The following is a 20,000-nucleotide window of genomic DNA, read 5'->3' as shown; positions in this document are numbered from 1 at the left end:
CCAGACATCAAATCAATCCAGTGCCCGATCTATCCCGCATCGCTCGGAGCGTTCACGCATGCCGACGCGCTGGGGCCCGCCGCAAGCTTGTATTTGCTCATGAACCTCGTATCCAGCCAATTCTTGAACCGCCAAACCCAATTGCCTTCGAACACGAGACCGTTTCTCGTTCCGACCGCGTGACGCGCTCCCGTCGCAAGCAGATACAGGGCTTCGGATTGCGGCCGGAAATCGATCAGGGACTCGCCGGCCAGCAGTCGACGCAAGTTGCGATCCAGCACGGGCCCCTGTCGGACCGCAAAGACACCCGACTTGGGCAAGGCGCGCGGCATGAACGCTGCGACATCCCCGGCGGCAAAGACCGCCTGCTGATCGCGCGCCCTCAACGTCGCCTCCACCTCGATGAATCCACGCCCGTCGAGTGCCAATCCGGTCTCTCTCAGCCAGCCCGGCGCGGTGGCTTCCGTCGTCCAGAAAACCTCGTCCGCGGGAATCGCCGGGGAGCCCTCGACTCCGATCCCGTTCGACGAGACGCTGGTCACGCGAGCCCCCTCGACGATACCGATTCCGCGGCCCGCCAGGATGGCTCTGAGCCGAGCCCGGAATCGCCGCGGAAAGGCCGGCAGAATTTTGGCCGATCCGGTGATGATCGAGAAATTCAGCGTCTCGAACCGGTCTCGCGAAAACATCGTCTGGAAGCGATGATGGATCGCGAGCATCAGTTCGACTCCCGCGGCGCCCCCGCCGACAACAACGATGCGGGATCCGTTCCGGCGTTCGCTGATGCGCCCGCATGCATCATCGAATCGCGCGAGAAAGCCATCGATCGGCTTGACCGGAATGGCATGCGCGCCGGCGCCGGGAACGCCCTGTGTATTTGGCGTCGAACCAATGTCGAACGAGACGACGTCGTAGCGAATTCTCAGTCCGTTGCGACACAGAACCTGTCCGACAGACGCATCGAGCCCGACCGCCTCGGTCAAGACGACGCGTGTTCCCGACAGCCGTGCAAGCGGGCCGATATCGATCTGCATGTCGTCTGGCTGGTAGTGACCGGCGATCAGCCCCGGCAGCATCCCGGAATAGGGCGTCTTATCCATGCGGGTGATCAGGGTGAGCTGGACATTGGCAGGCCGCTCGCGGGCGAAGCTGCGCAAAACGTCGACATGAGCATGACCAGCGCCCACCAGGACGACGTCTCGGACCAGCAACCCCCGACGCGCTAGATCGGCAGCCATCGCAGCGCCCTCACGAATGTCCGGACCTTCGCTCCGAACACGATCGGCTCGAAATGCTGGCCGGCCGCTGCCTTCGCGATCTCTCCCATCGTCGGATAAGGCAGCATCAGGTCGCTGATCGCCTTCATCGTCATCCGCCGCTGGACCGCCAGACACCACAGGCCAATCATCTCGCCGGCCGCCGGCGCCAGGATCGAGGCGCCGAGGATGCGGCCACCGCGTCCCGTGACCACCTTGATCGCGCCGTTCGTCCGATGCTCTGCCACCGCCCGGTCATTCTTCTCGAGACGCACGAACTGGACCGCGACGTCACCATCCATTTCCCTTCTTGCTCGCGCTTCGGTCAACCCGACATGAGCAAGCTCGGGGTCGCTGAACGTGACCCATGGCAAGGCATCATAGTTCACCTTGGCCGGGAGGCGGAACGCCAGGTTGCGAACCACGACGCCGGCCTGATGGCCGGCAACGTGGGTGAAGCGCGGTCCATCGATGACGTCGCCGAGCGCAAAGATATGGCGTTGGCTGGTTCTCAACCGGCGATCGACGGCGATGCCCTTTCGATCATATGACACGCCGGCAGCTTCGAGCCCGAGGCCATCGACCACGGGCGAGCGTCCCGCAGCAACAAATACATGCGAGCACGTGATCGTCTGCCGAGCTCCGCCGAGATCAAGGCTGACGGCGAGGCCGTCCTTGCGGTGATCCACCGCAATCAGATCGGCTCCCTCGACCAGGGTGATGCCGTCCTGCTGCATCCGATCACGCAGCATCGCAACCAGCTCCGGCTCGTCATTGACGAGCATGCTGGCGCGATCGATGACCGTGACCTGACAGCCGAGCCGCCGATGCGCGATCGCCATCTCGACGCCGATCGGACCCGCGCCGATGATCACGAGATGATCCGGCCTTTCGCGCAACTGAAAAATCGAGTCGTTGGTGAGAACCTTGCTTGCATCGAGCCCCGGAATGGCTGGAATGACGGCCATGGACCCCGTGGCAATCACGAACCATCTTGCAGTGATGCGCCGCTGTCCGGCCTTAAGGGTGCGCGCGTCCACAAACTGCGCCGTATCCGCGATGACGGCGACGCCCATGGCCTCGAAGCGCTCGGCGGAATCATGCGGTGCGATCGCATCGATCACGGCCTGAACACCGTCCTTCACGCCAGCGAAGTCAATTGGGCCGCTCGTGAGCTCCAAACTCCCTGGAGGTCGGAACGTCTCACGCTGGTGCGCAGCCTTGGCAGCCGAGAGCAGCGCCTTGGACGGCACACAGCCCGTGTTCAGACACTCCCCACCCATCCTGGCGCGTTCGATCAGCACTGTGCGCAGCCCAAACCGTGCCGTCCCCGCGGCGACCGACAATCCGGCCGCACCGGCGCCGATCACACAGACGTCGCAGTTGGTCTGTCCCACCATTTCACCCCTCCCCGTTCGGCCGAGGCTTGGACCGGGCTGCTATCCATTGCCGGTAGATCGATGGCGTCAGCACCAGAAGACCCGATGCGGTCAGGGCGGCGATCACACCCGGCGAAACCAAGTCCTTGGGATTGCTGATCTCGCCAATCTGTCTGCCGATATTGGCGTACACGACGGTCGCAGGAGCCATGCCGATCAATGTCGCCACGACGAACTGCCGTAACTTCACGTCAAACAGCGCCGCAACGAGATTGACCAGGACAAATGGAAAGAGTGGAACCAGGCGCATGAACATAAGATAGCCGAACGCGTTGTCGTTCATGTTCGCCGCGATCCTTGCATGGAGCGGACCGGCCTTGCGACGCAGGGGCCGACCAAGGGCGCTGCGCGCCAGCAGGAAGACGATGGTGGCTCCAACGGTCGCCGATATCAGGACGAGGGCGGCGCCGCCCCAGGTGCCAAACAGGAAGCCACCGAGCATGCTGAGGATGGCCGCGACCGGCAGTGCGAACGCGGCCACGGCGATATACACCAGCCCGAACACCAGTGGCGCGAGCAGCGGGTGCGAGCTCGCGACGTCCTTCAGCATCTCCCGCCTGCTCAGCAGGTTCTCCGTCGTCACTGCATTCGTGAAACCTCCAACGTGCAGCGCGACTGCAAGCACAGCGAAGGCGGCAAGAAGCAGGTAGGCTGTCCCCCGGCGCATCAGAAACGCATCCCGGATCGGCTGCGGCCATGCCGTCGGCGCCAGCGCTGCCAATCCGGCTCGCCATCAACATCTGCCAGCATCGGCGCGAGGCCCGCATGACTGCCGAGACCTGTCAGGCTATCGGCGAGCGCGTGCTCGGTCGACCATCGCACCTTCCTGAACAGACGTGGCGCCCCAAACTGTCCGCGGCTTCCGACCAGCCAGAACCCGCCATCTTCAGCGGGTCCGAACACCACCTTCTTGTGCTTCAGGATCGCGAAGGCCGCCGCCACATGGTGCGTCTGGATCTCTGGAATGTCGGACCCGATCAAGATGTTCGGACCGGGTCCAAGATCCAGCAACCGCTGCATGCGAGCACCGAGGTCGCCGCGCCCCTGGCCGACGCGCGGCAGGCTTGCTGGCCAGAAGCTCTCGTTCACGGCACAATCGGGACTGACCGCAAGAACGGTTGTCCATCTGCCGTCGGACGCAACGCGGCGCAACACCGAGGCCGTCACGTTCCGATAGAACCGGGCTGCCTCGATGCTACCGATGCCGGCGGCAAGACGAGTCTTGACGCCGCCGGCCACCGGCACCTTGACCATCACGTAGAGCGTCGGATTGGACCAGCGATCAGCCATACAGCCTCACGATCATACGGGGCGGCACGCCGGCCATGTAGAGCCCGAGACAGCAACCATTGCGCAGGACCCGGTGTGCGTAGCCGTTTCGGCGATAGCGATCCGCGCTCGTCACCGCTGCGGTTGCGAGCGTCTCGATGCGCGACCGGCCGATGCGGCGGACGATGTCGACGTCCTCCATCAGCGGCAGCTCACGATAGCCGCCAATCTCGTCGTAGAACGCACGCGACAGCAGGAGCCCCTGATCACCGTAGGGCAGCCCGAACATTCGGACCCGAACGGCCACGATCCTTTCCAGCAGGCGCGCAGACACGGATGGATCGTCGAGTTCAAACCGGAACGCAGCGGCCCGCTTCTGCCCCGAGGTCCGGTCGATGAAGGCTTGCACCGCCGCAGCCCAGCCTTCCGCCAGTCGCGTGTCCGCATGCAGGCACAGCAGCCACTCTCCCCTCGCCTGTGCTGCGCCCCGCCGCAGCTGGTGGCCGCGTCCTGCCGGGCCCGTCACCACGCGACATCCGGCGCTCGTCGCGAGGTCAATGGTCGCATCGCGCGACCCGCCATCAGAGACGATCACCTCCTGCACCAGCCGATGACTGGACGGTGCGATCCGCGCGAGGGTCGCTGCGAGCCCGTTCGCGGCATTCAGCGTCGGAATCACGACGCTGATCATGATTGTCGTCCAACCGGCCGCAGCAGATCGTCGATGGCGACCACCCGATCCGCATATTCGGCTGCGAGATCGTGCTGGTGCAAACTGCAGAGCACGGCCAGTCCATCGTCATGAGCGATGGAGCGCAAGATGCCGAGGACATCCCTTGCGGCGCGTGGGTCGAGGCTCGCCACCGGCTCGTCGGCGAGCAGCACCTTGCTCCCTTGAACCAGCGCTCGGGCGATGGCGACGCGCTGCTGTTGACCACCCGAGAGGCGGTCAGCGCGCATCTGCGCGCGATCGCGAAGACCCACACGCGCAAGCGCCTGCTCTGCTGCGCGCAGGTCACCGCGTGGGTAGTGCCCCGACAAAATCCTCCAGAGCGGCACGGAGGCGAGCCGTCCTGCCAGAGCGTTCTCGAGCGCCGACCGGCGTTGCACGAGATTGAATTGCTGGAAGACAAAGCCAACATCGCGCCGCGCCGCTGCCAACGCCGCGTTGCGGAGCTCATGCATGGCATGTCCTGCCAGCCAGATCTGACCTCGATCCGCATCCAGCGAGCGTGTCATGCAACGCAACAAGGTGGTCTTGCCGGCGCCGCTGGGGCCCAGCAGGGCGACGAACTCTCCCGGAACGACGTCGAGCGACAGGCCCCGGAACACGGGCCGCGCGTCGTACGACTTGGCAAGGTCATGCACCCGAATGCCGGCCGTCACGACAGACGTCTCCGGATCAAGGCACCGGCACGATCGATGGCGGTCACCATCGCCAGGATCACCAGAATGATGGCGAACACCCGCGGAAAGTCCAGCAGGTCGATATTGTTTTTCAGCTCCTGACCGATCCCCCCGGCGCCCACGATGCCGAGCACGGTCGAGGACCTGACATTGAACTCCCAGATATAGAGCAGGCCGGAGATCATGGCCGGCAGAACGTCCGGAAGCAGCGCGAAGACAATGATCTTCGCCTTCGAGGCACCGGTGAGAGATGCGGCCTCGACCGGCCCCGGAGCGGCATCCTCGATCGTCTCCGACCAGAGTTTGGCGATTGATCCAGCCGAATGGATGCCGATGCCCAGGACCCCCGCGAAAGGACCGAGGCCCACGGCTGCGACGAACAGCAGCGCAAACACGAAGCTGTCGATGCCGCGCAGGCCGTTGAGAACGGTCCGGGCAGCGAGATAGGTGAGATCATGCGAAGTGTTGCGCGCTGCAAAGACGCAGAGCGGCAGCGCGATCAGGGCGCCGAGCGAGGTCCCAAGCGTCGCCATGGCCAGCGTCTCAGCCGCGCGCGTCAGCAGAGTCTGCAGGTCGGAGAAGTCAGGCGGCCAGGATCGGGCCGCCCAGGAAGCCAGGCGCGGCAATCCCCGCACCAGCCGCTGCAGATCCACTTCCGCGAAGTGGAAGCAGAACCATCCACCGGCGACCAGCAAGAGCAGGACCAGGCCTGGCCGCAATCTTGGCCGCAACCACGTTCGGCCGCCCGAATACAGCTCGCCTGCGGCAGCCGAACGGTCGTCGACCCGGTCCGACACGTCAGTTCGTCACTTTCAGCTTGCCGACGGCAACGCCTGCGTCCCGGATCAACTGATAGGTGGCAGCCGTCGCGGGCACCCAGCCAGTATAGTGCGGTGGCATGATCGTCTTCGCCTGCCGCTCAGATATGGATCCGAGCACGGTCTTGAGCTTGGCAACAATGGATTGATCGAGGTCCTTGCGCACCACCATGGGATCGTTGGGAAGCGGCTCCGACGTCCAGACGATCTTGACGTCCTCACGTTTGATCAATCCGCGCTCGATCATGCTGTTGAGGTTGCGGTCGTAGTCCGTCGCCAGATCGACCTGCCCGCTGGACACGGCCATCTCATTGGCGGGATGCGAGGCGCCGTCCCGATATTTGAAGTAGGTTCTTGGATCGATGTGCTGCGACTTGAACCAGTAGGAGGGGATCAGCCAGCCGGAGGTGGATCCTACGTCGGCGAAGGATATCGACAGTCCCTTCGCATCTTCGGGAAACGTCTTGATCTCGAGCTGCGGCCGCGCGACGATGATGGCGTGATAGGTCGGCTGTCCGTCGTATTTGACGGTCGCGACGGCCTGCGCGCCGCCCTCATTGTTGGCGAGGACGTACCCCCACGGCCCCATCCATGCGATATCGGCTTGGCCGTTCGCGAGGGCCGTCGAGATGCCGGCCCAGTCGTTGGTCACGACCAGCTCGTAGTCGGATCCAAGCTGCTCGGCCAGGTATTTGAAGAAGGGGTCATAGGCCTTCCTGGTATCCCCCGGGGTCGGCTGAAAAGGACCGACGGCAAAGCGCAGCTTCTCCGCGGCGTGCCCCACGGTCGCCGGCAACGACATGACCAGGGCGAACAGCAGCCCGAAAATCGCAATTTTTTGGCGCTTGCCGGAATCGACCGTCATCAGAACCTCACGAGAATTGAGCTGCCTCTCGCGTGTGGTTCGCTTGCTTGATCCAAAGGGTTACAGCAACCATGAAATTTTTTCGGGCGACCGCCGGGTGACGGCTCTTGCCGCGGCCCGGATCACCGTCCCTCAAGGCTGCGGCCGGCGATCTGTAACCTTTTCGGCGGCTCCATCGAATTGCAGCGTGGGAACTGAGGGATAGTGACGAATGGATGCTCCACTCCTGCTGTTTGGCGGCCCGTACTCGAACCTGCAGGCGACCGAAGCCGTGCTGGCGGAAGCTCGGCGGAGACATATTCCACCTCACCGCATCGTCTGCACGGGAGACGTCGTCGCCTATGGCGGCGATCCGAAGGCCTGTGTCGACCTGATCCGCCGATCCGGCATCCAAATCGTCATGGGAAACTGCGAGGAGCAATTGGCGGCCGATGCCGAGGATTGCGGCTGCGGCTTTGCCCCGGGCAGCGAGTGCGACCGCCTGTCAGCTGCCTGGTTTACCTTCGCCCGGTCCGAGCTCGACGCCGACGACCGCGCATGGATGGCAACGCTGCCGCGCAGCCTGTCGGTCGAGATTGCCGGGCTTCGGTTGGTCGCGGTGCATGGCAGTCTCGGCGAAATCAGCCGGTTCGTATTCGCCTCCACGCCGACGCGGATCAAGGCCTTGGACGTCACCCTTGCGGGCGCCGACGGCATCATCGGTGGCCATTGCGGACTTCCGTTTACCCAGAGCATCGGCGACGGGCTTTGGCACAATCCTGGGGTGGTCGGCATGCCAGCCAATGATGGCACCCCCCGAGTCTGGTACAGCGTCATCGAGCCCGGTTCCGAGCCGCGCTCGATCGCAATCGAGCACAACGCCCTCGAGTACGATCACGAAGCCGCCGCTAGCGCGATGCGCCGGGCGGGCCTTCCGGAAGGCTACACGAACGCCCTGTCATCGGGGCTCTGGCCGAATTGCAACGTCCTGCCTGCGCGTGAGGCAAGGCTTCAAGGAAGCGCCCTTTCGCCGGGAACGCTCAGCTGGGCCAAGACTGCCCCCTGCGCTACTTGGCCAGAGGCTCTTCAGCCGCTCGGGATCGCCGCCGACAAATTCAAGAATCCGCACTTGACGGCAAAGGGCGAACGGCGCGCAACCGTGGGGCTCGCAGCGCTCGAGACGCTTTGGATCAACACCGGAACGTTGTGCAATCTGTCCTGCAGCAGCTGCTACATCGAATCGACGCCGCGCAACGACCGCCTCTCCTACATTACGGCAAGCGAGGTCCGGTCTTTTCTCGACGAGATCGAAAGCGATGGCCTGCCGACACGGCTGGTCGGCTTCACCGGCGGCGAGCCGTTCATGAATCCGGAATTACCGGAGATGCTCGCCGACGTGCTCGCAAGGGGCTTTGAAGCTCTGGTGCTGACCAATGCGATGAAGCCGATGAGGCGGTACGAGCGAGCTCTCCTCGATCTCAAGAAAAAGTTCGGCAAGCGCTTGACGTTGAGAGTCTCGCTGGATCACTACACGCGCAGCCTGCACGAGCTCGAACGCGGTCCCCATACCTGGCAACCAACCCTGGACGGCCTGGATTGGCTGTTCAAAAATGGCTTCAAGACGCACGTGGCTGGAAGACGTTATTCCGGCGAAGCCGAGGGCATCGTACGTGCTGGTTATGCTCGCCAGCTCGCGGCCTACGATATTGACCCTCAAGAGCCGGGTGAGCTCGTTATCTTTCCCGAGATGGACGCAACGGTCGACGTGCCCGAGATCACCGAGTCCTGTTGGGGCGTCCTCGGCAAATCACCTGCAGAGGTGATGTGCGCCTCCTCACGCATGATCGTAAAGCGACGCGAGGCGTCGCATCCAGCCGTCGTGGCCTGCACGCTGCTGCCCTATGATCCGAGCTTCGAGCTTGGCACCTCGCTCGCTGATGCCTCTGGCCCGGTAAGTCTCAATCATCCCCACTGTGCAAAGTTCTGCGTACTGGGCGGCGCAAGCTGCAGCGTAAAGTAGTTCTGGCGGGACCAGGGCTCGATTTGCATGGCCCAAAGGGCACTGCCGCCGTCGCGGCTCCGCGCAGCACGCGACGGCGCTTCAACCGACTTTGACATCTTTCCAAAATGCAATACGGCCCGCGATCGTCCGCGCCGCCGGCCGAGGGTTGGCATAGTACCATGCTGCTCCCGAATTCGTTTGGCCATCGACGACGAGGTCGTAATATTGCGCCATCCCCTTCCACGGGCAGGTCGACCGACGATCGCTTGGAGTCAGGAATTCGTGCCGTACATGCTCGGCAGGAAAGTAGTGATCTCCTTCGACCATTTCGGTCTGGTCTGATTCCGCAATGACCTACCCATCCCAAATAGTCTTGACCATACTTCGTCTCCGTGGCCGCCGGGCCTTACCACGCCAACGCTACCGTCGACACGCCACGAATGCCGCTGTATCGTCGGTCATGGCCCTATCGTCGATCGCATTCTCTGCTGACCCGCTCGAGCAGCCAAACGATGAGCCGATGACCAGATCTCGATGCCCCGCCCCTTGTCGCCGCGGTTGGTCACGCCGCCGCGTCCTTCTCAACGCAGTGACGACAATCTTACCGTCTCTCGTTACGCTCGATGCTGCGCCTGCCGCACCAGGAGATCCGCCGTCGTTCCAATCCGGCAGGTTCCAGTTCACGGTTCTGAGTCCGGCACAAGAGCTGCCCTCCGTCCGCCTCTTCGGCTTGCATGGGGGAACACTCGATCTTGCCGCTCTCCGCGGCAAGCCAATTGTGCTGAACTTCTGGGCGAGCTGGTGCGCCGCGTGCCGTATGGAATTGCCGGTCCTCGATCGATTGCACCAGAGGACGGACTTGGAGGTCGTCACCGTTGCACTCGACCGCCGCGGCCGAGACACTGTGAGCCGCTACGCCGAGCAACTCAAGCTAAACGGACTCCCGATCTATTTGGATCCCAACGGCTATGTCGCGAGCCTGGATCGCGACAATCTCAGGAATGCACCTTTTCTGCTCTACGGAATGCCCATCACCTACCTCATCACACGTTCAGGCCGCATCGTCGGTTACATGCCCGGAGCGGCGGATTGGCTTGCTGCCGACGCGCAGCCGCTTCTCGAATACCTCAGAAATGCTTGACGGAATTGCCTGCGAACCCTCATCAGCGCGAGTTTCCATTGAGATGATCATATTGATGACCATCTCCAATGGATCGCACGACGACCTGCGAGCCGAAACCCCGATGTCGGAGCATCCGTTATGTCACGACTCAAGATGGTCGCGCGGTATGCGCTCTCCGACGGAATTCCGGTGCGGTCCTTTTACGTAGCTCTTGTCGTCGGGACGATCCTCAACTTGATGAATCAAGGCGATGCAATCATCGGCGACACGCCTCTGAACTGGAGCAAATTTATCCTGACGTATGTGGTACCTTACGCCGTGAGCACTTATGCCGCCGTATCATATAGAATGGCGAGACAAGATTGTTAGAAGCCGAAGCTGTTCATCGGTCGGCCTCATAAAGAGCGACCGTTCGATATGCGACACTACGAACGATGTTTTGACTTTAAAAACGCTCGGTCGCTTGACATGAACTTTATCACCATTGCGACGACGAGCCTTGGCAGCTCGGTCTCTGGCTTCTTGGACTCCGGGACAAGCAATTGCGCATAGGCCAAGAGATCGCGCTGCACGGCAGCCGGCAAATCAATTGTCAGCTTGACGGGCTTATCGTCTGGAAGCGCAGCTATCTTGAGGTTTGCCATCAACTTCATCCTTGATACGGCTCAAGCACGAGATCCCGATTGACGATCACCCGTACCGGAAACCCTGGCCTGACTGTCAATGTCGGTTGGATGTCCATCTGCTGACGTACGAGCTGCTGACCGGTCTGACTCACGGCATTGCCGAAGCCCTGACGAAGGGCCTGGATGATCGCGGCGTTGTTGGTATTCGGATTGGCGCCGGCATTCACCCCGCTGCCCATGGAGAGGAGCGTCGAGAGCAGAGCTGCGCCCGCAATCTGCTTCCAATGATTGTCGACCTCGTCCGACAGCCCCGCATAGCCGCCGGCATCCGCGCCCGGCTGCCGCTCGAGCACGATCGAGCGGCCGTTGGGCATGACCAGACGGGTCCAGACCAAGAGCACGCGGGATTGTCCAGCCGCTACCTGGCTGTCGTAGACGCCGATCAGCCGTGCTCCCTGGGGCACCAACAGGAATCGTCCCGAAGGTGTATCGAAGACATTTTCGGTGACTTGCGCCTCGATTTGTCCCGGCAGGTCGGAGCGAATGCCAGTGATCAGGGCGCCCGGAATGACCGTGCCAGCCTGCACGACGTAAGGCGAAGCCGGCCGCGTGAGGCGATCAGGGCTCGTGGTGCGCCGATCCACCGGCCCGCTCACGAAGGCGAGTTTTCGGTCCTGGCCGTTCTGCGCGAAGGCGTCGTCCGTGGCCGCCGGCACCCCTCCAAGCCCGACGCCCTGAGCCACATTTGGCGAGGGTTGCGTTGCCGTCGTCGTGGTCGTCGCAAACAGCCGGCTGACGCGCGCGGCCTCCTGCTCCTGTTCGCGGCGCTGCTGCTCCTGGTCTTGACTTGAACCCGGCATTTGCCCCTGGGAGGCAAGGATTGGCCGTCCGAGATCGCCGGGCAACGGCGGCCCGAGCACCGGGACATCCGTGGCAATTTGCGTGTAGTCACGCGGCAGGCTGGAGACGCCATCTGCGACCTCGCGATGCCCCGAACTGGCGAGCTCGGATTGGGCCGCCGGCTTGCGCGTGCCAGGGCTTTGCAGCGCCCACAGAACGGCGCCTGCGATCAGCGCGAGCGCCACGGCGCTGCCGCTGGCCAGAATCTTGCGCGACAACCGAGTGATCCGTGGCGGCTCTCCGCCAAGGCGGAAGGACGCCGCAGGATCGGCAGCCGGCTCCGGATCGTTCGGCCGTGCGCTCGTGCCTTTGCCCTCCGCGCTCATGGCCGAACCTGTCCGTCGGTGCGAACGATCCGCACGGTCTGCTGCGGGTCGCCGCCCAGGCGCAGCTCGGCTGCCGCGAACAGCCGATCCACGATCAAGACGTTGCCATGAGCTCGATAGTTGACGATCTCCGGCTTGCCGTCGGATCCGGTCACGAACAATGGCGGCATCTCGCCTTGGACGATGCCGGGAGAGAATTCAACATAGACCTTGCGGCCGTCGTCATAGACGATCACCGGTCGCCATGGCGGATCATCGCCCTCGATGCGATAGCGGAAGCGGCGCTGCGCGGGATCTGGCAGGACGGGCGTCAGGGCTACGATTGCCCTGCCCGCAGCATTCGCTTCCGGATAGTACCAGGCCACGGCCGGCATGTATGGCTTCTCGCGGGCGCGCAGCTCAATCAGATAGGTGCGGCGGTCGGTGTTGACGACGAGATTGGTCTCGATGCCTGCGCGCGTCGGCTTGACCAGGATGTGGACGCGACGCGTATCGCCCGCGCCGCTCTCGGTATCGCCGACCACCCACCGCACGGTGTCGCCGGCCGCGACCGGGCCTGATCCCGTGAGCTGTTCACCTGGCTCGAGCGCGATATCGGTAATTTGCCCCGGTGCTGCGTAGACCTGATAGATCGCTCCTGGACTATAAGCATAGATCTGCGCCGCGTTGTAATAACCCTGCTTGCGCGGTTCGACGCGTGCCGCATCGTTGGCCATTTCGATCCGATCGACAGGATCGCCCTCCTCCTTCGTGCCAGCCTTACCACCGAAGGTCACCTTCCATGGCGGCGGCACATGGAGCGCCCGCGGCCTGTCATCAACCGTGACAGGCGCTGCCGGTAACGGTGGCACCTCGGCGTCATAACGGATCTCCGGCGGCTTCGACGTGGCGCAGCCGCTCAGCAGAAACGAAAGCGCCGTCGCGGTGAGGATGCGGCCGTTCATTGCGACAGCTCCTTCGACCAGCTGATGGCGTGGACATAAACCCCAAGAGGGTTCTTGCGCAGCCGGTCGGCATCGTCAGGCATCGCGAGCACGATGGTGAGAATGGCGGTCCAGCGCTCCGTCGCACTCAGCGCGCCATTGTCGTAGTGCCGCTCGATCCATGCCACGCGAAAGCTCTCGGACGAGGCCCGGATGACGCTGGAGACCTCCACCGAGACCTGGGCTTTGCCGAGCCTCGCGAACGGATCGTTCGTCCGGGCGTAGTCATTGAGCGCTGCTGCCCCGCGATCGCTCGTGAAGTCATAGGCGCGCAGCCAGCTCTGGCGCAGGACGATGGGATCGGCGGGGAGGCTTCTCACGTCCTCGATGAAGCGCGCGAGATGAAAGGCGATCTGCGGATCGGTCGGTTGATACTCGGCAATCGCGGGGGCCACCCGCTGTACGTCTCCGAGATGGCCGACCTCCACCACCCAGGGCGTCACACTGCCTCGTGCCGATTGCCAGACGAGGGCTGCGGCCAGGCCGCTAGCCAGCGTCAGGCACCCGAACGCCATCAGCCGCCAATTCCTGGCTTGCACACGCGCCGAGCCGATGCGCTCATCCCAGACCTGCGCAGCTTTCTGATACGGCGTGACCGGTTGCAGCGTGCGGCCGTAATGGACAGCGGGACGTTTGAACATCGTCATGGTTTGTCCTCCGAGAGATCGACGGAGCTGCCCTGCCCGCCCTGTCCAGCGCTGCGCACAGCCTGTGTCGCCGCTGAGGTGCCCTGACTGACGGCCCGGCCTGCCTTCAGCTGTTCGGCCCATCGCGGCGAGCCCGATGGGGAACCTCCGCCATCCGCCGAAGCTGCGGACGAAGGGCCGCCCGCGTTGGCCGCAGCGGCCTGTCGCAATGGGCTGGCGACGGAAGCCTCCGACGGGGATGGCTCTCGGCCACTGCGTAGCGCCCGGACCACTGCGCCGCCCAGCGCCGACGCGCCTCGACCGCTACCGGTCGCCGCCGCACTGGTAAGACCGGCACCGCCCGCAATGAGCCCAGCGCCGGCAACAGCGAGACCGCCTGCCGCGAGCGCCGCGCCTGCCGCGGATGAGGCTCCGAGCTGCGGTCCGCCGGAGACGAGGCCGTTGGCGATACCGGGACCGAAAATGCCGAGGCCGAGCAACGACAGTGCGCCGAGGACGAGCGTCATCGCGCTTTCGATGGTCGGCGGATCACCGTTGCCGGCCGAGATCAACTGCGAGAACTGGGTCGAGCCGATGCCGACGATCACGGCGAGCACCAGGACCTTGATGCCGGAGGAGATCACGTTGCCGAGCACGCGCTCCGCGGCAAAGGCCGTCTTGCCGAACAGACCGAACGGGATCAGCACGAAGCCAGCAAGCGTCGTCAATTTGAACTCGATCAGGGTGACGAAGAGCTGGATTGCCAGGATGAAGAAGGCGAGCAGCACCACGATCCAGGCAAACAGCAAAACCGCGATCTGGACGAAATTCTCGAAGAAGCTGACATACCCCATCAGATTGGCGGTGGCCTGCAGCATCGGTCGCCCGGCATCGAGGCCGACCTGCGCGATCTTGCCCGGACGCAGGAAGTCGGCAACCGAGAGCGCGGAGCCCGACGCCTTCAGACCGAGGCCAGCAAAGCTCTCGAAGACGATCCGGGCGAGGCTGTTCCAGTTGCCGATCAAATAGGCGAAAACGCCGACGAACAACGTTTTCTTCACGAGGCGTGCGATGACATCGTCCTCGCGGCCCCAGACCCAGAACAAGGCAGCGAGGGTGAGATCGATCGCAGCCAGCGTCGTCGCCAGCATACCGACATCGCCGCTGACGAGACCGAAGCCGGAGTCGATCGTGCGGGTGAACGTCTCCAGGAACTGATCGATGATTCCGGTCCCGGTCATCGCGGTCGGTCCACAGGTTCGAGCGCCGGCGAAGGCGAGCCAGTGCTTGGCGTGGCCGACAAGACACGGCCGAAGAAGCGACGGCGGCCCTCAGACCACGTCCGGCGGCAATCGGCGAACGCGTCAGCCTGCTCTGGTCGAACGGCGCGGCAGCGCGTGAGCTTCATCTCGAGCGCAGTGGACTTTGGCGCCGGCTGCCGCGTCTCCGCATCCTGCTCACCGCGCAGCGGGATCGTGCAGGCAGAGAGAACAGCGAGCGTGGCAACTGCCACGGCGACCAGCCTTGGCCGTTTGACAGGAGTTCTCTGCATCAATGGAACATCCGTACGTTGGAGGGCTGGTAGCCTTGACCTGGCGTCAGGAAGCGCTTGAGCTGCTCGCGACCCTGATCCTGAGCGGCGGCGCGCTGGGCAGCATCCAGCATCGCGGCCCGGCCCTGCGCGGCCACGCTCGCGGTGAGATCGGCCAATTGCTGAGCCTGCAGCGCAAGGATCTGGTTGCCGGCCTGGGTGACCTGCAAAGCCCCGCTCGCGCCTTGGCTCGCCGCAATGAGCGCGGAGGACTGGGTCTTGACCGTGTTGAGATTGCCGACGACGCCCGCTTGGACCTTGAGCGCATCCTGCAGCGCCGCCACCGAAGTCTGCCAGCGCGCCTGCGCACTCTCCACCAGCGCCTGACTCGATTGGCTGCTGCTCGCCGGCGCATAGGTGGTCGCGAACGCCTTGTCGATCTGCTGCACATCATAGGCGAGGCGCTGGGCCTCCTTGAGCAGCTGCTGAGTGCGCTGGATCGACTGCTGCAACTGCGCCAGCGACGAATACGGCAGACTCGCAAGATTCTTCGCCTGGTTGATCAGCATCTGCGCCTGGTTCTGCAGCGAGATGATTTGATTGTTGATCTGCTGCAGCTCGCGCACGGCGGTCAGGACGTTCTGGGCGTAATTGTTCGGATCGAACACGACCAGCTGCGCCGACGACATGCAGGTCGACGCCGCCCAGATGACGACGGCTGCCGCAGCGCCACGGGCGAGACCACGAGGATCCGTCATGCGAGGACTTCCCGGCCATTCAGATGGGGAATGAGGTCGATCGCCCAGGACACGCCGCGATGGGTGAGCCAGCCGGCTAGGAAGCCATCCTGTCCGTGTTCGGCAAGCACGCGCGTCATGTCGGCCTGGTCGGTCTTTGAGGACGCCGCAATCAGCGCCAGCGCGACCTCGCCGAGACCGAGCTCAAAGAGACGGTTGCCGCGGCGCGACTGGCAGTAATAGTCCCGCTTCGGTGTGGCCCGGGCCAGGATCTCGATCTGGCGGTCGTTCAGGCCGAACCGTCGATAGATGGCTGTGATCTGCGGCTCGAGCGCGCGCTCGTTCGGCAGCAACAACCGGGTGGGGCAGCTCTCGATGATGGCGGGGGCAATCTTTGATCCATCGATGTCGGACAGCGACTGCGTGGCGAAGACGACAGACGCGTTCTTCTTGCGCAGCGTCTTCAGCCACTCCCGGAGCTGGCCGGCAAAGCCGTCGTCGTCGAGCGCGAGCCATCCTTCGTCGACGATCAGAAGCGTCGGGCGGCCGTCGAGCTGGCCTTCGATGCGGTGAAAGAGATAGGCGAGCACGGCAGGCGCTGCCGCCGTGCCGATTAGACCTTCGGTCTCGAACGCCTGAACGGACGCACCACCGAGCCGCTCGGCGTCGGCATCGAGCAGCCGGCCGTAAGGGCCGCCACCGAGACAAAATGGCTGCAACGCCCGCTTCAGCACATTGGACTGCAGCAGGATGGAGAGGCCCGTCAGTGTCCGCTCAGACACCGGCGCCGACGCCAGCGATGTCAGCGCCGACCACAGATGGTCCCGCACCTCGGGCGTGATGCTGATCTGCTCGCGCGCAAGGATGGCCGCGATCCAGTCGGCCGCCCAGCCGCGCTCCGTCGCATCCTCAATCGCCGCAAGCGGCTGCAGCGCGACCGCTTCCGATGCCTCGTCCGACAAGGCCCCGCCGAGATCATGCCAGTCGCCGCCCATGGCGAGCGCGGCCGCGCGGATCGAGCCGCCGAAATCGAAGGCGAACACCTGGGAGCCGGGATAGCGGCGGAACTGCATCGCCATCAACGCCAGCAGCACCGACTTGCCGGCCCCGGTCGGACCCACCACGAGCGTGTGCCCGACGTCGCCGACGTGCAGCGAGAACCGGAACGGCGTCGCGCCCTCGGTGCGCGCCACGAACAGCGGCGGCGCACCGAGATGCTGATCGCGCTGCGGGCCGGCCCAGACCGCCGATAGCGGGATCATATGCGCAATGTTCAGGGTCGAGACCGGCGGCTGGCGCACATTGGCGTAGACGTGGCCAGGCAGCGACCCAAGCCAAGCCTCGACCGCATTGACCGTCTCGACCATGCAGGTAAAGTCGCGGCCCTGGATCACCTTCTCGGCGAGCCGCAATCGCTCATCGGCAATGCGCGGATCCTCATCCCAGACCGTGATGGTCGCGGTGACCAAGGCCTCCCCGATCAGATCGGAGCCGAGATCCTGCAGCGCCGCATCGGCGTCGAGCGCCTTATTGTGGGCATCGGTGTCGACCAGCGCGGCGGCCTCGTTGGTCACGACTTCCTTGAGGAGCGCGGCAATCGACTTGCGCTTGGCGAACCACTGCCGCCGGATCCTGGTCAGCAGCCTGGTCGCGTCGCTCTTGTCGAGCATGATCGCCCGGGTCGACCAGCGATAGGGAAACGCCAGCGCATTGAGCTCGTCGAGGATTCCTGGCGTGGTGGCGGTCGGGAAACCGACGATCGTCAGTACCCGCAGGTGAGCGTCGCCCAGCCGCGGCTCGAGGCCTCCTGTCAGCGGTCGATCGGCCAGCAGCGCATCGAGATGAACAGGGATTTCGGGGACGCGGACACGCTGCAGCTTGGTCGAGATGGTCGCGTGCAGATAGGTCAGCGTCTCCTCGTCGTCGAGCCAGCGACACTCCGGCATGAAGCCGTCGAGCAGCTGCAGGATGCGATCCGTGCGGTCGGCGAAACCACGCAGGATTTCCTGGGCATCACCGCCCTCGCCTTGCGCGCGTCCCTCATACAGCCAGCGCTCGGCGCGTGAGGCATCTTCTGACGGCGGCAGATAGACGAAGGTCAGGAAATAGTTCGACTCGAAATGCGCGCCCTGCGCCTGGAACTGCGCCCGGCGCTCGGCCTCTACCAGCGCCGAGGCCGGATCAGGGAATTGGCTCGCGGGATAGAGCTGCGACGGATACCTGAACGCCTCGACGAAGATGGCCCATCCAGAGCCAAGCCTCCGCAGGGCATTATTGAGCCGACCGGCCACAGCCACGAGCTCGGCCGGTACCGCCGAGTCAAGATCCGGCCCGCGAAAGCGCGCGCTCCGCTGCAGCGAGCCATCCTTGTTGAGGACGATTCCATGATCGACCAGAGCGGCCCATGGCAGATAATCGGACAGGCGCGCATTGCTGTTGCGATATTCGCGCAAGTTCATCATGGCTTGCTCCTCACACATTGAGATGACCGGGAATGCGCAGGTGCCGGCGCACGACCTCGACGAAGTCCGGATCGCGTTTGGCGGCCCACACTGCCGCGCCATGGCCGATCACCCAGAACAGAAGCCCCGCAATCCAGAGCCGCAGCCCCAAGCCAAGCGCCGCGGCGAGCGTACCGTTGAGGATCGCGATGGCGCGTGGCGCACCGCCGAGCAGGATGGGCTCGGTCAGAGAGCGGCGGACAGTGATCGCGAAGCCGGGAAGCGACTGATCGGCTTGGCCAAACGCATCCATCAGATCACTGCCCCGCCACCGAACGAGAAGAACGCCAGGAAGAAGCTCGAGGCCGCAAAGGCGATCGAGAGCCCGAAGACGATCTGGATCAGGCGGCGGAATCCTCCCGACGTGTCGCCGAAGGCGAGCGTCAGGCCAGTGCTGATGATGATGATGACTGCCAGGATTTTCGCCACAGGTCCCTGGACCGACAGCAGGATCTGATTGAGCGGCTGCTCCCACGGCATGTTGGAGCCCGCGGCGCGGGCCGGGCTCATCGCAAAGCTCGCCAAAGTCACAGCCGAAGACGCGACCGCCCCAAAAGCGGAAAGACCTGAGCGTTGCTTCATGGCTGTTCTCCTTGCGAGAGCGAGAGCTGGCTAAGCTGATAGTCGCCGCGGGCATTCAGCCCATCGACGTGGGCGAGCTCGACGAGGCGCCGGTCTGCGCCGCGGCCGGCGAGCACGGCGATCAGCTGGATGGTCTCGGCGATCAGAGCACGCGGCACGGTGACCACGGCTTCCTGGATCAATTGCTCCAGGCGCCTGAGCGCGCCGATCGCGGAGCCCGCATGGATGGTGCCGATGCCGCCGGGATGACCGGTGCCCCAAGCCTTCAGCAGATCCAGAGCCTCGGGCCCGCGAACTTCGCCGATCGGGATCCTATCGGGTCGCAACCGCAACGCGGACCGCACGAGGTCCGTCAGGGTGGCAACACCGTCCCTGGTCCGAAGCGACACCAGATTGGGCGCTGCGCATTGCAGCTCGCGCGTATCCTCGATCAGCACCACCCGATCGGCCGTTCTTGCAACTTCCGCCAACAGCGCATTCGTCAGCGTGGTCTTGCCGGTCGAGGTGCCCCCTGCGACGAGGATGTTGCTGCGCGCGGCCATAGCTATTCGCAACAGGTCGGCCTGCTCTCGCGTAACGATCCCGGACGCGACGTAATCCGCGAGCGTGAACACGGCGACCGCGGGCTTGCGGATGGCAAAGGCCGGCGCGATCACGACGGGCGGCAGCAGACCTTCGAAGCGCTCACCGGTCTCCGGCAGCTCGGCCGAGACGCGCGGCGCACCGGCATGAACCTCGCCGCCGACATGATGCGCGACCAGACGCACGATGCGCTCGCCATCGGCGGGCGAGAGCGTCTCACCCGTTGCAGTCAGACCCGAAGCGAGACGATCGACCCAGAGCCGGCCATCCGGGTTGAGCATCACCTCGATGACAGCGGGATCATCGAGCCAGCCCGCGATGGCAGGCCCCAGCGCCGTGCGCAACATCCGCGCGCCGCGCGAGCTCGCCTCGGTCCGCCATGAATGAACCGCCATGATCACCCCCGTGACCGGCGACGGCGCTTCGCGCGTCGCTCATGGGGACGATT

General features: G+C 64.3%; 23 protein-coding genes. 3 read left to right on the top strand and 20 right to left on the bottom strand.

Annotated features, from left to right (window positions below; translation table 11 throughout):
* Nucleotides 1-29: 29 nt before the first annotated feature.
* Genes BBTA_RS15840 through BBTA_RS15805 form a run of 8 tightly spaced genes read right to left on the bottom strand, consistent with a single transcriptional unit; the run spans nucleotide 30 to nucleotide 7,054 of the window.
* A complete protein-coding gene (locus BBTA_RS15840) occupies nucleotides 30-1,238 on the bottom strand; it encodes an FAD-dependent oxidoreductase (RefSeq protein WP_012043498.1) in 1,209 nt (402 codons plus the stop codon).
* A complete protein-coding gene (locus tag BBTA_RS15835; RefSeq protein ID WP_012043497.1) occupies nucleotides 1,223-2,656 on the bottom strand; it encodes an NAD(P)/FAD-dependent oxidoreductase in 1,434 nt (477 codons plus the stop codon). The genes BBTA_RS15840 and BBTA_RS15835 overlap by 16 nt, the downstream gene beginning before the upstream one ends.
* Before the next feature lies 1 nt (nucleotide 2,657).
* Nucleotides 2,658-3,416, bottom strand: a complete 759-nt coding sequence (locus BBTA_RS15830; RefSeq protein ID WP_012043496.1) for a TVP38/TMEM64 family protein — start codon at nucleotides 3,414-3,416, stop codon at nucleotides 2,658-2,660.
* Nucleotides 3,362-3,985, bottom strand: a complete 624-nt coding sequence (locus BBTA_RS15825) for a TIGR04282 family arsenosugar biosynthesis glycosyltransferase (protein WP_012043495.1) — start codon at nucleotides 3,983-3,985, stop codon at nucleotides 3,362-3,364. The genes BBTA_RS15830 and BBTA_RS15825 overlap by 55 nt, the downstream gene beginning before the upstream one ends.
* Nucleotides 3,978-4,655 (bottom strand): TIGR04283 family arsenosugar biosynthesis glycosyltransferase, encoded by a 678-nt coding sequence (locus BBTA_RS15820; RefSeq protein WP_012043494.1) that lies wholly within the window; start codon nucleotides 4,653-4,655, stop codon nucleotides 3,978-3,980. The genes BBTA_RS15825 and BBTA_RS15820 overlap by 8 nt, the downstream gene beginning before the upstream one ends.
* A complete protein-coding gene (locus tag BBTA_RS15815; protein ID WP_012043493.1) occupies nucleotides 4,652-5,350 on the bottom strand; it encodes a phosphonate ABC transporter ATP-binding protein in 699 nt (232 codons plus the stop codon). Before BBTA_RS15815 ends, BBTA_RS15820 begins: the two co-directional genes overlap by 4 nt.
* Nucleotides 5,347-6,168: a phosphonate ABC transporter, permease protein PhnE gene (gene phnE, locus BBTA_RS15810; RefSeq protein WP_012043492.1), complete on the bottom strand. Its 822-nt coding sequence runs from the start codon at nucleotides 6,166-6,168 to the stop codon at nucleotides 5,347-5,349. Before phnE ends, BBTA_RS15815 begins: the two co-directional genes overlap by 4 nt.
* Nucleotide 6,169: 1 nt before the next feature.
* Nucleotides 6,170-7,054, bottom strand: a complete 885-nt coding sequence (locus tag BBTA_RS15805; protein WP_012043491.1) for a phosphate/phosphite/phosphonate ABC transporter substrate-binding protein — start codon at nucleotides 7,052-7,054, stop codon at nucleotides 6,170-6,172.
* A 211-nt stretch (nucleotides 7,055-7,265) separates the two neighbouring features.
* Between BBTA_RS15805 and BBTA_RS15800 the strand changes: the two genes are divergently transcribed.
* A complete protein-coding gene (locus BBTA_RS15800; protein ID WP_012043490.1) occupies nucleotides 7,266-9,053 on the top strand; it encodes a radical SAM protein in 1,788 nt (595 codons plus the stop codon).
* An 81-nt stretch (nucleotides 9,054-9,134) separates the two neighbouring features.
* Here BBTA_RS15800 and BBTA_RS38905 read toward each other — a convergent pair whose 3' ends face one another.
* The gene (locus BBTA_RS38905; protein ID WP_256374718.1) at nucleotides 9,135-9,386 is read right to left on the bottom strand and encodes a DUF427 domain-containing protein; all 252 of its coding nucleotides are present in this window, start codon (nucleotides 9,384-9,386) and stop codon (nucleotides 9,135-9,137) included.
* Here BBTA_RS38905 and BBTA_RS38485 point away from each other — a divergent pair.
* Together BBTA_RS38485 and nrtS are read left to right on the top strand one after the other, a co-directional pair.
* A complete protein-coding gene (locus BBTA_RS38485) occupies nucleotides 9,385-10,176 on the top strand; it encodes a TlpA disulfide reductase family protein (protein WP_083780661.1) in 792 nt (263 codons plus the stop codon). The genes BBTA_RS38905 and BBTA_RS38485 overlap by 2 nt on opposite strands.
* Nucleotides 10,177-10,296: 120 nt before the next feature.
* Nucleotides 10,297-10,527, top strand: coding sequence for a nitrate/nitrite transporter NrtS (gene nrtS, locus BBTA_RS41630; protein WP_012043487.1), 231 nt, complete (start codon nucleotides 10,297-10,299; stop codon nucleotides 10,525-10,527).
* Nucleotides 10,528-10,583: 56 nt separating this feature from the next.
* On the opposite strand, the gene BBTA_RS15785 is transcribed toward nrtS, so the two are convergent.
* From BBTA_RS15785 to trbB, 11 genes are read right to left on the bottom strand one after another with little or no spacing between them, the layout of a single operon-like run.
* Complete coding sequence (locus BBTA_RS15785; protein WP_041751458.1) at nucleotides 10,584-10,802, bottom strand: DUF2274 domain-containing protein; 219 nt, start codon at nucleotides 10,800-10,802, stop codon at nucleotides 10,584-10,586.
* Nucleotides 10,803-10,807: 5 nt separating this feature from the next.
* The gene (locus BBTA_RS15780) at nucleotides 10,808-12,010 is read right to left on the bottom strand and encodes a TrbI/VirB10 family protein (RefSeq protein WP_012043485.1); all 1,203 of its coding nucleotides are present in this window, start codon (nucleotides 12,008-12,010) and stop codon (nucleotides 10,808-10,810) included.
* The gene (gene trbG / locus BBTA_RS15775; RefSeq protein WP_012043484.1) at nucleotides 12,007-12,954 is read right to left on the bottom strand and encodes a P-type conjugative transfer protein TrbG; all 948 of its coding nucleotides are present in this window, start codon (nucleotides 12,952-12,954) and stop codon (nucleotides 12,007-12,009) included. The genes BBTA_RS15780 and trbG overlap by 4 nt, the downstream gene beginning before the upstream one ends.
* Entirely contained in the window at nucleotides 12,951-13,634 is a 684-nt protein-coding gene (trbF, locus tag BBTA_RS15770) for a conjugal transfer protein TrbF (protein ID WP_012043483.1), read from the bottom strand. Before trbF ends, trbG begins: the two co-directional genes overlap by 4 nt.
* A 2-nt stretch (nucleotides 13,635-13,636) precedes the next feature.
* Nucleotides 13,637-14,860: a P-type conjugative transfer protein TrbL gene (trbL, locus tag BBTA_RS15765; RefSeq protein ID WP_012043482.1), complete on the bottom strand. Its 1,224-nt coding sequence runs from the start codon at nucleotides 14,858-14,860 to the stop codon at nucleotides 13,637-13,639.
* Complete coding sequence (gene trbK-alt / locus BBTA_RS41800) at nucleotides 14,857-15,171, bottom strand: putative entry exclusion protein TrbK-alt (protein WP_083780660.1); 315 nt, start codon at nucleotides 15,169-15,171, stop codon at nucleotides 14,857-14,859. Before trbK-alt ends, trbL begins: the two co-directional genes overlap by 4 nt.
* Nucleotides 15,171-15,908 (bottom strand): P-type conjugative transfer protein TrbJ, encoded by a 738-nt coding sequence (gene trbJ, locus BBTA_RS15760; protein WP_012043480.1) that lies wholly within the window; start codon nucleotides 15,906-15,908, stop codon nucleotides 15,171-15,173. Before trbJ ends, trbK-alt begins: the two co-directional genes overlap by 1 nt.
* Nucleotides 15,905-18,349 (bottom strand): conjugal transfer protein TrbE, encoded by a 2,445-nt coding sequence (gene trbE / locus BBTA_RS15755; RefSeq protein ID WP_012043479.1) that lies wholly within the window; start codon nucleotides 18,347-18,349, stop codon nucleotides 15,905-15,907. The genes trbJ and trbE overlap by 4 nt, the downstream gene beginning before the upstream one ends.
* 10 nt (nucleotides 18,350-18,359) lie before the next feature.
* Complete coding sequence (locus tag BBTA_RS15750; protein ID WP_012043478.1) at nucleotides 18,360-18,641, bottom strand: VirB3 family type IV secretion system protein; 282 nt, start codon at nucleotides 18,639-18,641, stop codon at nucleotides 18,360-18,362.
* The gene (locus BBTA_RS15745) at nucleotides 18,641-18,970 is read right to left on the bottom strand and encodes a TrbC/VirB2 family protein (protein WP_012043477.1); all 330 of its coding nucleotides are present in this window, start codon (nucleotides 18,968-18,970) and stop codon (nucleotides 18,641-18,643) included. The genes BBTA_RS15750 and BBTA_RS15745 overlap by 1 nt, the downstream gene beginning before the upstream one ends.
* A complete protein-coding gene (gene trbB, locus BBTA_RS15740) occupies nucleotides 18,967-19,947 on the bottom strand; it encodes a P-type conjugative transfer ATPase TrbB (protein WP_012043476.1) in 981 nt (326 codons plus the stop codon). Before trbB ends, BBTA_RS15745 begins: the two co-directional genes overlap by 4 nt.
* Between the last annotated feature and the right edge of the window lie 53 nt (nucleotides 19,948-20,000).

The sequence above is a fragment of the Bradyrhizobium sp. BTAi1 genome (assembly GCF_000015165.1).
GTDB classification, from domain to species: Bacteria; Pseudomonadota; Alphaproteobacteria; order Rhizobiales; family Xanthobacteraceae; genus Bradyrhizobium; species Bradyrhizobium denitrificans.
Note: the sequence above shows the minus strand (reverse complement) of the source record. Positions and strands in the feature narration are given on the sequence as shown.